The 12,043-nt window shown below is 63.6% G+C and carries 11 protein-coding genes; 4 read left to right on the top strand and 7 right to left on the bottom strand.

Annotated elements, in window-relative coordinates; translation table 11 throughout:
• Positions 1–12: 12 nt before the first annotated feature.
• The 5 genes from VDP79_RS03165 to VDP79_RS03185 all read right to left on the bottom strand — a co-directional run bounded on the left by VDP79_RS03165 (position 13) and on the right by VDP79_RS03185 (position 6,491).
• On the bottom strand, positions 13–1,212 hold the full coding sequence (locus tag VDP79_RS03165; RefSeq protein ID WP_323016779.1) for an ABC transporter substrate-binding protein: 1,200 nt from the start codon (positions 1,210–1,212) through the stop codon (positions 13–15).
• Between the two features lie 418 nt (positions 1,213–1,630).
• Positions 1,631–2,377: an ABC transporter ATP-binding protein gene (locus VDP79_RS03170; RefSeq protein ID WP_323016780.1), complete on the bottom strand. Its 747-nt coding sequence runs from the start codon at positions 2,375–2,377 to the stop codon at positions 1,631–1,633.
• Positions 2,377–4,233, bottom strand: coding sequence for a branched-chain amino acid ABC transporter ATP-binding protein/permease (locus VDP79_RS03175; protein ID WP_323016781.1), 1,857 nt, complete (start codon positions 4,231–4,233; stop codon positions 2,377–2,379). The genes VDP79_RS03170 and VDP79_RS03175 overlap by 1 nt, the downstream gene beginning before the upstream one ends.
• Before the next feature lie 4 nt (positions 4,234–4,237).
• A complete protein-coding gene (locus VDP79_RS03180) occupies positions 4,238–5,275 on the bottom strand; it encodes a branched-chain amino acid ABC transporter permease (protein WP_323016782.1) in 1,038 nt (345 codons plus the stop codon).
• A 46-nt stretch (positions 5,276–5,321) separates the two neighbouring features.
• Positions 5,322–6,491 carry an ABC transporter substrate-binding protein gene (locus tag VDP79_RS03185; RefSeq protein ID WP_323016783.1) on the bottom strand — a complete coding sequence of 390 codons (1,170 nt, stop codon included), beginning with the start codon at positions 6,489–6,491 and terminating at the stop codon, positions 5,322–5,324.
• Between the two features lie 264 nt (positions 6,492–6,755).
• Here VDP79_RS03185 and msrB point away from each other — a divergent pair, with 264 nt between their 5' ends.
• Genes msrB through VDP79_RS03205 form a run of 4 tightly spaced genes read left to right on the top strand, consistent with a single transcriptional unit; the run spans position 6,756 to position 8,819 of the window.
• Positions 6,756–7,151, top strand: a complete 396-nt coding sequence (gene msrB / locus VDP79_RS03190; RefSeq protein ID WP_323016784.1) for a peptide-methionine (R)-S-oxide reductase MsrB — start codon at positions 6,756–6,758, stop codon at positions 7,149–7,151.
• Entirely contained in the window at positions 7,148–7,729 is a 582-nt protein-coding gene (locus VDP79_RS03195) for a septation protein A (RefSeq protein ID WP_323016785.1), read from the top strand. The genes msrB and VDP79_RS03195 overlap by 4 nt, the downstream gene beginning before the upstream one ends.
• On the top strand, positions 7,726–8,028 hold the full coding sequence (locus tag VDP79_RS03200) for a BolA family protein (RefSeq protein ID WP_323016786.1): 303 nt from the start codon (positions 7,726–7,728) through the stop codon (positions 8,026–8,028). The genes VDP79_RS03195 and VDP79_RS03200 overlap by 4 nt, the downstream gene beginning before the upstream one ends.
• Positions 8,025–8,819: a peptidylprolyl isomerase gene (locus VDP79_RS03205; protein ID WP_323016787.1), complete on the top strand. Its 795-nt coding sequence runs from the start codon at positions 8,025–8,027 to the stop codon at positions 8,817–8,819. Before VDP79_RS03200 ends, VDP79_RS03205 begins: the two co-directional genes overlap by 4 nt.
• 108 nt (positions 8,820–8,927) lie before the next feature.
• Here VDP79_RS03205 and ligA read toward each other — a convergent pair whose 3' ends face one another.
• Positions 8,928–11,042 (bottom strand): NAD-dependent DNA ligase LigA, encoded by a 2,115-nt coding sequence (ligA, locus tag VDP79_RS03210; protein ID WP_323016788.1) that lies wholly within the window; start codon positions 11,040–11,042, stop codon positions 8,928–8,930.
• Positions 11,039–12,031, bottom strand: coding sequence for a cell division protein ZipA C-terminal FtsZ-binding domain-containing protein (locus VDP79_RS03215; protein WP_323016789.1), 993 nt, complete (start codon positions 12,029–12,031; stop codon positions 11,039–11,041). The genes ligA and VDP79_RS03215 overlap by 4 nt, the downstream gene beginning before the upstream one ends.
• Positions 12,032–12,043 lie beyond the last annotated feature (12 nt).

The raw sequence follows: 12,043 nt of genomic DNA on the forward strand, positions 1-12,043 counted from the left end.
GGGCTGCGCGAATCAGCCTTTGACCAGGGGGCAGGCGCTTTCAGACAAGGGTACCGACACCAGATCCGCCGGCAGCGTCCTCAGGATCTTGTAGTAATCCCAGGGGCCTTTTGATTCCGCCGGTGTCTTGACCTGCACCAGATACATGTCGTGAGCCATCCAGCCGTCCTTGCGGACTTCGCCATTGTGCGCAAAGAAGTCTTCGACCGGCAATTCACGCATTTTTTCCGCTACCGCCTTGCCGTCCGTCGTCCCAGCCGCCTTGACCGCCTTCAGATAATGCAGCGTGGAGGAATACACGCTGGCCTGGACCATGCCAGGTTCACGTTGGGTCAGCTTTTCAAAGCGCGCGGAAAACTGGCGGCTGGCGTCGTCCCGGTCCCAATAGAACGGCGTGGTCGCCACCAGACCCTGGGCTTTTTCCAGCCCCAGGGCGTGGACATCGCTGATCACGATGCCCAAGGCCACCAGCTTCTGTCCGCCCTTGGTCAGGCCGAATTCGGCCGCCTGCTTGATGCTGTTGCTGGTATCGGACCCCGCATTGGCCAGGGCCACGGCCTGAGCATCTGATGACTGGGCCTGCAGCAGGAAAGAGGCGAAATCAGATGCACCCACCGGGTGGAAGACTTCGCCGACCACCTTGCCGCCGTTCTTGTCCACGACCTTGGTCAGGTCCGCGGCCAGTTGTTTGCCATAAGCGTAGTCAGCGCCCAGGATGAACCAGCGCTTGGCGCCTTCCTTGACCAGGCCGGTGGCAGTCCCCACCGATGAAGCATAGGTGTCGAAAGCCCAGTGAAAGCCCGTCGGCGAGCAGGCCTTGCCGGTCAGGGCGGCTGAAAACGGCCCGGACGCGATAGTGATCTTGCCTTTTTCCTGGGCCAGTCCCTGCACGGCAAGCGCCACGGCGGAATTAGTCAGATCGCCGATCATCTCGACATGATCCAGATCGAACCATTTACGGGCAACGGAGGTTGCAATGTCGGTCTTGTTCTGGTGATCGGCGGACAACACTTCGATCTTGCGGCCCAGCACCTCGCCGCCGAAGTCCTTGACCGCCATCTGGGCGGCTGTCACCGACGTCGCCCCTCCGAAATCCGAATACAGGCCGGACTGATCGTTCAGGATGCCAATGCGCAAGGGTTCGGCCGCACCGGCAAACTGGGGGATCGCCGCAGAAATCGCCAGGCACAGCAACAACTTCTTCATCTTCATGGAATGTCTCCGTTGATTATGCTTGTGTTGCAAAGCCCTGGCACGGAACGCAGACTACCGATGTTCCGGTGCGGGCTGCCTGTTGAGGTTATCGTCGCGCCCGCAGGCCTGTCAATGCGATTGAACCCTCAAGCGCCCCACCTCGCGGCTTGCAAGCCGCTCCGATTCGCCTGGCGTAGGACAGTCCGCAGGGACACTTGCTGCACCGCCCCACCTCGCGGCTTGCAAGCCGCTCCGATTCGCCTGGCGTAGGACAGTCCGCAGGGACACTTGCTGCACCGCCCCACCTCGCGGCTTGCAAGCCGCTCCGATTCGCCTGGCGTAGGACAGTCCGCAGGGACACTTGCTGCACCGCCCCACCTCGCGGCTTGCAAGCCGCTCCGATTCGCCTGGCGTAGGACAGTCCGCAGGGACTGTCCTACGTCCCGGCGAATCCCAGGTAGCTTTCGATGATTCGGGGGTGGCTGGCCAGCATGGCGGCCTCGCCGTGAAGCACGACGGACCCGGTTTCCAGCACATAGCCGGTATCGGCCACATGCAAGGCTGCCCGCGCATTCTGCTCGACCAGCAAAATGGAGACGCCGGTGCTGCGCAACTGGGCGATGGTCTGGAAGATTTCCCGCACGACACGAGGCGCCAGGCCCAGGCTGGGTTCGTCCAGCATCAGCAGAGCAGGTCGGGCCATCAGGGCGCGCCCGACCGCCAGCATCTGGCGCTCTCCCCCCGACAAGGTGCCTGCCGCCTGGGCGGCCCGCTCGCGCAGCCGCGGAAACAGCGCATAGACCTCGTCCAGCGTATCCTGCCAGCCACGCACGCCGGCCCGATACAGGCGGAATCCGCCCAGCAGCAGATTGTCGTGCACCGACATGCTGGCAAACAATTCACGCCGTTCGGGCACCAAGGTCAGGCCCAGCCCTACCCGCCGCTCGATTTCCCAATCCTGTATGGCCTGCCCCTGAAACAGGACCTGCCCCTGACTGTGGCCGCGTTGCGGCAGCGCCCCCATCAGGGCATTGAGCAGCGTGGATTTTCCGGCCCCATTGGCGCCGATCACCGTCACGATCTGGCCGCGCCCGACGGTCAGATCCAGGGGGTCCAGCGCAGCGACCTTGCCGTACTGCGCCGACAAGCCCTGAACCGAGAGGATGGTCTCTGGCGCCGACATCACGACGCCGCCTGCGGGTGCGCGGCAAGCGGGCTGCTGGCTGCTGTCGGGACCATGGCATCCCAGTCATCATCCAGGCCGCCCAGATAGGCCTCCAGCACGGCGGGATTGGTCTGGATATCAGCCGGCACGCCTTCCGCCAGCTGGGTGCCGAAATCCATGACCAGCAGATGGTCGGTCAAGCGCATGACGAAATCCATATCGTGTTCCACCAGCAACAGGCTCATGCCTTCGCGCCGCAACTGATCCAGCACCGCCGCCAGCGCCTGCTTTTCCTGATAACGCAGGCCAGCGGCCGGTTCGTCGAGCAGGAGCAAGACGGGATCGCCGCACAAGGCGCGGGCGATTTCCACGATGCGCTGGCGGCCCAGCGGCAAGCTGCCGGCAGCTTGATCCATGACGTCGCCCAGGCCGACCCGTTCCAATTGGCGGGCGGCTTCTTGCAGCAGCGAGGCCTCACTGGCCCGATCCAGCCGCAACGCAGCGGCAATCACTCCGGCCCGGCTGCGCAAATGCGCACCCAAGGCGACGTTGTCCAGTACCGTCATATCCGGCAACAGCTGCACATGCTGAAAGCTGCGCGCCAAACCCCGGCGGGCAATGTCATGCGCGGGCCGTCCATCGATGCGGTCACCCATGAAACGCACCTGACCGCTGCTGAGCGGCATCACGCCGCTGATCAGATTGAAAGTCGTGCTCTTGCCTGCGCCGTTGGGACCGATGAGCCCCATGATTTCCCCGGCCCGCAGTTGAAAACTGATGTCGTTCACCGCCACCAGCCCGCCGAACGTCTTGCGCACCCGATCGACGTCCAGGACGACCTCTCCGACCGGCGGCAAAGGCCGATGCGGCAGATCCGCCGCTGCGATCAGCCGTCGCCGATCCGGCGTCTCGACAGCAAACCGCCCGCCCAGCCATCGACCGATCCGGGCCAGTACCGGCCACAGGCCGTCGCGGGCATATTGCAGCACCAGAATCATCAGCACGCCGAATGCCAGCAGTTCCAGATTGACGCCGGCGCCGACCAGTTTGGGCAGCACGTTCTGCAGCTGATCCTTGAGGATCAGCACCGCCGCCGTGCCGGCGACCGCCCCCCAGACGCTGCCGGCGCCGCCTACCACCGCCATGAACAGATATTCGATGCCATAGCCCAGACCGAAGGGGCTGGGGCTGACGGCCCGCTGCATGTGCGCATACAGCCAGCCCGACACGCTGCCCAGCAAGGCGGCATAGACGAAGATCACCACCTTGTAGTGCGCCAGATCGACGCCGAAGGATTCCGCCATGGAACCGCTGCGCAAGGCCCGGATGGCGCGTCCAGCCCGGGAATCCAGCAGATTATGGGTGGCCCACAGGGCCAGCAGCAGGACCAGCCAGATCAATAGATACATGGACTCGCCGGCGGCCAGCGACCAGTCGCCCAGTGTCAGCGGCGGGATGCCCGCGATGCCGTCATAGCGCCCCAGAAAATCCAGATTGCCATACAGGTAATACAAAGCCAGACACCAGGCCAGGGTACACAAAGGCAGATAATGCCCGGACAGACGCAAGGTGATGACGCCCAGGCCATACGCCACCAGACAGGTCAACAGCAGGCCAGCCAGCAGCCCCAGCCAGGGCGACACCCCCATGGCAGTCGTCAACCAGGCGGTGGAATACGCCCCCAGCCCGACAAAGGCGGACTGCCCGAAAGACGTCAGCCCCCCCACCCCGGTCAGCAGCACCAGACCCAGGACCACCAGGCTGTACAACCCGATGTAATTCATCTGTGTGATCCAGAAGGCCGACACCCCCGGTATCCAGGGCAGCAGCGCCAGGACCAGCAGCGCCAGACCCCGTATCCAGAAACGATGCATGGGATCAGTCCTCCTCGTCCAGCTGTACGTTGCCGAACGAGCGCCACAACAATACCGGGATGATCAGCGTGAACACGATCGCTTCCTTGAAGGGACTGGCCCAGAAGGAAGAAAAGGCCTCCAGCACGCCGACGAACAGAGCGCCCGCAGCCGCGATGGGATAGCTGACCAGACCGCCGAAAATGGCGGCCACGAATCCTTTGAGGCCGATCAGAAAGCCGGTGTCGTAGTAAATGGTCGTGATGGCGGCGATCAACATGCCCGACAGCGCGCCAATGGCGGCAGCCAGGGTAAACGTCAGGCTGCCCGCCACTCGCGTGCTGATGCCGACCAGCCGGGCGCCCCGCCGATTGACGGCCGTCGCCCGCAGGGCGCGGCCATACAGAGTGCGGCCAAAAAACAGCCACAAGGCGGCGATCAGGACAGCGCACAGCCCCAGCACGGCAAAGGTTTGTGCCGTCCATTCCACCGGGCCGATCTGCACGCTGCCTTCGACCAGCGCCGGCGTGCGCCAGCCCTCGGCGCCGAAGAACAGCAGCCCCAGACCGGTCAGCGCAAAATGCACCGCCACGGAAATGATCAGCAGCACCAGCACGCTGGCCTGCTCCACCGGCTGGTACACCAGGCGATAGATCATGGGCCCCATGGGGATGACCAGGGCCAGAGCGAACAGCACCTGCACCAATAGAGGCGTCCCTTGTCCGGCTACCTGCGGCGCCACCGCCAACAGGATCAGCGGCAAAACCAAGGCCCAGACCAGGGTGCGGCCATAGCCGCGCCACTGATGGGTGCGCCAGGCCGAGAGGGCCTCGGCCACACAGACGAGACCGCCCAGCAGCACCAGCAGATAGGCGGTGCCGGGCACCCGGCCATTGGCCAGAAAGGCCAGCGACAGCGCACCGAACGTGACGAACTCACCTTGCGGAATCAGGATTACCCGGGTCACCAGGAACACCAGCACCAGCGCCAGGCCCAGCAAGGCGTAGATGGCGCCGTTCAGGATACCGTCCTGCAGCAGAATCAGGGCAATCGTCAGATCCACGAACGCCCCGCCTGAACTGCCCGATCACCGCGGTGTACCGACACGCTCACAGATCCGGTTGATAAGTCCATTTGCCGTCGACCACTTTGACCATCACCCGGCCGCGCACATCCAGGCCGGCATGCTCGGTCGGACTCATGGTGAAAATCCCTTGGGACGCCGGCAGTTCCTTGACCTGTTCCAGCGCATCGCGCAGCGCCGAACGGAATGCCGCCGTACCCGGCTTGGCTCCGGTCTTCAGCGCGCGCGGAATCGCATCGTTGATCAGCTGACCGGCATCCCACATATGGCCGCCAAAGGTATTGGTGGTCCCGGCCCCATACTTGGCCTCGTAGGCATGCACATACACCAGGGCGCTCTGTTTGACCGGATTGCTGTCGGGCAACTGTGCTGCGACCAGCAGAGGGCCGGCCGGCAGGATCATGCCTTCGCAGGCCTTGCCGCAGACCCGCAGCACATCATTGTTGGCGGCGCCATGGGTTTGATAGATCTGCCCCTTGTAGCCACGCTCGACCAGTTCGCGCTGCGGCAAGGCCACTGGCGTACCCGATGCGGCGATCAGGATGCCGTCCGGCTTGGACGCCAGCAATTTCAGCACCTGCCCCGTCACGCTGGTGTCGGGACGGGCAAAGCGTTCCGCCGCCACGACCTTGATGCCTTTGGCCTCGGCGGCAGCCTTCATTTCCTGCAGCCAACCATCGCCATACGCATCGCTGAAACCGATGAACCCCAGCGTCTTGACTTGCTGCTTGACCATGGCGTCAGCCAGGGCGCCGGCCATCAGCGCATCATTTTGCGGGGTCTTGAACACCCATTTGCGCGGACCGTCCACCGGCTCGACCAGCTTGGCATTAGCGGCCACGCTGATCATGGGCGTGCCGGTTTCAGCCGCCACATCGGACATGGCCAGCGACGCCGGTGTCACCGAGGTCCCCAGCACCACGTCCACATGATCGTCCGCCGTGAACTTGCGGATATTCTTCACCGCCTGCGTGGTGTCCGTGGCATCGTCCAGGATGATGTACTGGACCTGTTCGCCGCCGATCTGCGTCGGCAGCAGCGCGACGGTATCGCGCTCCGGAATCCCCAGGGAAGCCGCCGGCCCGGTGGCCGACACGGTCACGCCGACCTTGATCTGGGCGTTGGCCGCCAGCGGCAAGACAGCCAGCAGGGCGGCTGCCCCTAAAGTCAGCCGAAAGGAACGGGCGAATGTCATGGTTGTCTCCGTGTAATGTAAGTGCTGTACCTGGGCCTTCAGGCAGGTCGTTTGTGCAATTCCTGGTGATAAACCAGCCCGTTTTCAGCATGAATCATAACTGGGCGTCATATTATCGCAGGCGAACGCAATTTGCTGCTGATCACCAGCGGAAATAATGAGTCACCGCCAAAATGAAACCCGGCATGACAAGCCAGGGACAGAGGCGGAAAAGTCGTTTAAGATAGGCAAGTTACTGATTTAGAGACTGAATGCTGGTTTTCTGTGGACAAGGTCATACGCACCGACGCCCAATGGCGTGAACAGCTGACGCCGGACGAATTCGCCGTCACACGCCTGAAACATACCGAACGTCCGTTCACCGGCCGCTATTGGGATCACAACCAGGCCGGCACCTACGTTTGCGTATGCTGCGGCACACCGCTGTTCGTTTCCGACACCAAATTCGATGCCGGCTGCGGCTGGCCCAGCTACTTTGCGCCGATCAGCCCGGACTGCATCCGCGAAGAACGCGACACCAGCCACGGCATGGTTCGCATCGAAACCCTGTGCGCCGCCTGCGGCGCACATCTGGGGCACGTTTTCCCCGACGGCCCCGCGCCGACCGGCATGCGCTACTGCATCAACTCCCTTTCACTGACATTCACTCCGGCCGAATGAAAAAATTTCTTTTCGACCTTTTCCCACTGATCCTGTTTTTTGTGGCCTTCCGCTTTGCCGACATCTATGTCGCCACAGGCGTAGCCATGGCAGCGGCCATCGCCCAGATCGTCTGGCTGCGGCTGGCACACCGCGCCATCGAAGGCACGCACTGGATCAATCTGACCGTCATCGTGGTGTTCGGCGGCGCGACGCTGCTGCTGCATGACGACACCTTCATCAAATGGAAGCCTACGGTGCTGTACTGGCTGTTCGCCGTGATTCTGCTGGGCGCGCGCCTGTTCACCGGCCGCAACCTGATGCGTCGCCTGATGGGCGAAAAAATCGCCCTGCCCGACCGCGCCTGGAGTCGCTTGAATGACAGCTGGGCCGGATTTTTTGTCGCCTCCGGGGCGCTGAATCTGTATGTTGCGTTTTCCGGCCGTTTTACCGAATCGCAATGGGTCAACTTCAAAGTCTTCGGCCTGATGATCCTGCTGCTGCTGTTTGTCGTCGTGCAGTCCGTATGGCTGGGGCGGCATATCCAGGCGGATGCTCCGTCCGACGCTGCGCCTGCCAAACCCACAGACCCTTCATGACGCCCGCATCGAATTCCGTCTCGGCGCACGATCTGCGCCAGCTGCTGCTGGAACGGCTGCAGCAACTGGCGCCGGATGCGCTGGATTTGATCGACGAATCCCACCTGCACGCCGGACACGCAGGCGCTCAAGGTGGCGCACGGCACTTTCGGCTCCGAATCGTGTCCAAACGGTTCGAGGGGCTGGGAACCCTGGCACGCCATCGCCTTGTGTATGATTGCGTGCGAGATCTGATGCCCCACCCGATTCACGCATTGGCCATCGAGGCCAGCATTTCCCCCAACCAAGGACTTTCATGAAACGTATTGCTGTTGTGGCCCTGGCCTGCTCTCTGGCTCTGCCGGTCTATGCCAAGGACCTCGTCACGGTCAACGGCCAGGGGATCTCCCAAGCCAAATTCGACCAGTTCGTCAGCCTGCTCGTCAGCCAGGGCGCCCAGGATTCGCCGCAGCTGCGCGATCAGGTCAAACAGGAAATGATCAACCGCCTGGTCGCCGTCCAGGCTGCCGAAAAGGCCGGCCTGCAAAAAGATCCCGCCGTTCAGCAGGAAACCGAACTGGCCTCGCAAAGCATCCTGGTGCGTGCGCTGATGGCCAAATACCTGAAGGACAACCCCGTCACCGAAGCGGATCTGAAAAAAGAATACGACACGATCAAGACCGAGCAGGGTGATCGCAAGGAATACAAGCTGCGCCACATCCTGGTCAAGGAAGAAGACCAGGCCAAAGCACTGATCAAGTCGATCAAGGCCAAAAAGACCAGCTTCGAAGCCGCCGCGAAAAAAGACTCCATCGACACCGGCAGCGGCAAGAATGGCGGCGAACTGGGCTGGGGCCCGACCAGCAACTACGTGCCTGAATTCGCCAAGGCCGTGGAAAGCATGAAGAAAGGCCAGATCAGCAGCGAACCCGTCCAGACCCAATTCGGCTGGCACGTCATCCAGGTCGAAGACGAGCGCCCTGTCGCCTTCCCTTCCTTTGACGAAGCCAAGCCCCAACTGGAAGAAATGATGCGCCAGCAGGCCCTGTCCACCTATCAGAAAGGCCTGATGAAAGACGCCAAGGTCGTGGACAACAGCGCAGCGAAATAAGCGCCACTGCCATCGGCTTGCAAGACAAAGCGGCTTTCCTTTCCGGAAAGCCGCTTTTTTATGTCCGAATTCAGACCGGCACAGGCGGCGGCCGCCCCGGCAAGGGGATCAATCCCCCAGCAACGCCAGCAGACCGGCCTCATCCAGAACCGCGACACCCAGTTCTTCCGCCTTGGCCAGTTTGCTGCCGGCTTCCGCACCGGCGACCACCCAAGCGGTCTTGCGCGATACCGAAGCGCTGACCTTGCCGCCTGCCGCCAGGACGCGGCGCGTAGCCTCGTCGCGCGTCAGGGTGGGCAGCGTGCCGGTCAGCACCAGCGTCTTTCCCGCCAGCGGTTTTTCACCTGCCGGAGCTGCTTCAGGCTGTGGCTCGACCCCGGCAGCCTGCAGCGCGGCGACGACTTCCCGATTATGCGATTCGGCAAAGAAGCGCCGGATGGAGGCGGCCACGACGGGACCGACGTCCGGCACCTGCAACAACGCGTCCTCGGAGGCGTCCATGATGGCCTGCATGGACCCGAAATGACGTGCCACGTCCCGCGCCGTCGTGTCGCCCACATGGCGGATGCCCAGGGCGTACAGCAGCCGCGACAGCGGCGGACGACGGCTCTGGGCAATGGCCTGGACCAGATTCTGCGCAGACTTCTGCCCCATGCGCGGATATGTGGACAATTCCAGTTCACTGAGACCGTACAGATCCGCCAAAGTCTGGACGCGGCCGCCATCGACCAGTTGTTCGATCAACTTATCGCCCAGGCCATCGATATCCAGGGCCTTGCGGCTGGCTGCATGCCACAGCGTCTGTTTGCGCTGCGCAGGGCAGAACAGCCCGCCTGTGCAGCGGGTGATGGCCTCGCCTTCCAGCCGCTCAATGGCCGAGCCGCAAACCGGACAGACTGGGCAGACAGCCAGCAAATCAAAGGGCAGTGCGTCGGCGGGCCGCAGGTCCAGCACGGGGCCAACGACTTCGGGGATGACGTCGCCGGCGCGGCGCACGATCACGGTATCGCCGATGCGCACGTCCTTGCGATGGATTTCGTCCTCGTTGTGCAAGGTCGCATTCGTCACCGTCACGCCGCCCACGAACACCGGCTGCAGGCGCGCCACGGGGGTCAATGCCCCGGTACGCCCCACCTGGACGTCGATGCCGACCAGCCGGGTGGTTTCTTCTTGGGCCGGAAATTTATGCGCAATGGCAAAGCGCGGCGCCCGCGCCACAAACCCCAGGACCTCCTGCGCCCGCAGGTCATTGACCTTGTAGACCACGCCGTCGATGTCGTAGGGCAGGTCCGGTCGCGCCGCGCCGACCGCCGCATAGAAACGCAGCAGCGCCGCCGCTCCCCGGCAGCGCTGTCGCCCGGGACTGACGGCAAAACCGAACCCCGCCAGCCAGTCCAGCATGGCGGCATGGGTCGCCTGCGGCTGCAGATCATGCCCGGCGGCATCCTGTATCTGGCCCCAGCCGTATGCGTAAAAACGCAGCGGCCGCAGCGCCGTTACCTGCGGATCCAGCTGGCGCAGACTGCCGGCCGCCGCATTGCGCGGATTGACGAAAGGCTTTTCCCGCCGGGACAACTGCTGTTCATTCAGGCGGGCGAAATCCGCCCGCGCCATCAGGACTTCGCCGCGCACTTCCAGCACAGCGGGCGCGTCATCCCCGCGCAGGCGCAGCGGAACGGAACGCAAGGTGCGGATGTTGGCGGTGATGTCCTCGCCTTCGGCGCCATCGCCCCGGGTCGCCGCCTGCACCAGGCGGCCCTGCTCGTAGCGCAGGCTGACCGCCAGGCCGTCGAATTTGTATTCCGCCACATAGTCCACACCCGGCGCAGGCGGAGCAGCCGCAAACAGTTCGCTCTGTCCGCCCTCGGCCTGATCCGGCTGCCCGACCGAGGCCATCAACCCGGACTCCACCAGAATCGCCGTCACCCGTTCATCAAAAGCCTGGATGTCCTGGTCTTCAAAGGCATTGCCCAGGGACAGCATGCGTACCGCATGACGCACCGGCGCGAAATGCCCCGCAGGCGCAGCGCCGACCCGCTGGGTCGGCGAATCCGGCGTCACCCAATCCGGGTGTTCTTGTTCGATGGCCTGCAGATCCGCCATCATCCGGTCGTACTGCGCATCCGACACGGAGGGATCATCCAGGACGTAATAACGGTGATTATGGGCCTCGATATCCGCCCGCAAGGCCAGCAAGCGCTGGCGCAAGGGGATGTCGGTCACGAAAACACCCGGGCCGTGCGTTCGGTGCCTGCCAGAAAACCCGCCTGATCCAGCTGGTCATACAAAGCGCTGATCTGCTTGTCGATCGCGGGCGCCGAGGCATCCTGAAACGTGCGCCCCTGATCGTCGAGCACATGGGCTTCGAGACGCTGGGCCAGATCGCGCCCCACGGCGACCATGCGGCTGAAGGCCTGGTCGTCCGGAATGCTGTTGGGCACATCCAGGATCAGATCAGCCCGATGCGCCTGATCGCCCGCAGCCTGATCAACCTGCAGCACGAAACGCGGCAGGCCGTTTTCAGCCATCCAGGCCCACTGCCCGCGCGCCTGCACAAAACCGGCTTCGGCAGCGGCTTCGGTGATGGCCGCCGCCGCACGCGGGGCGGCCAGCTGCAGAATCAGGCCGACCTGGGCATCCATGGCGGCGCAGCGGGCATCCAGTTCAGCCGCCTGCGCCAGGACGACGTCCTGTTCCGGCGCTTCGATCTGGCCATCAAAACGTTCCGCCAGATTCTGGGCCAGCGTCCAGAGGTTCGACCATTCGATGGCCGTCAGAGCGCCGCCCCGATTGGCCATCACCACGGCCAGCTGCAGCGACACATAGGACTCGTCCGCCCGCAACCGGGTACGATGGCCGCCGCCCTCGCGCTCGGCAAAGACGCGCACCGGCTTTTTCCCCACCCGCGCGATGGATTGCACCGCCTCGGCCAGGGCTTCGCCCGCAGCCGGATGCACCAGGGCGATATCGATGACGGCCTCACAGGTCGGATCGATCTCGGCGGATTCGTCTGCGCCGGCGGCACGATCAGATTCCCAGAGACCCGGTTCACGCCGGGGCAGGACCCCCTGCATGAGCACATCCTGCTCGGATTCCGGCAGCGTCGCCCGCATGCTGCGCCGCGCCCGCCATTCCTGCCAACCGTTGTACAGCAGGACGACGACGATCAAGGCCGCCCCGATTGAAATCAGCAAAATCTGCAAATCGCTCATAAAGACCTCGTT

Origin of the sequence: Castellaniella sp. (assembly GCF_034675905.1) — a bacterium.
In the GTDB taxonomy this organism is placed as follows: Bacteria; Pseudomonadota; Gammaproteobacteria; order Burkholderiales; family Burkholderiaceae_B; genus Castellaniella.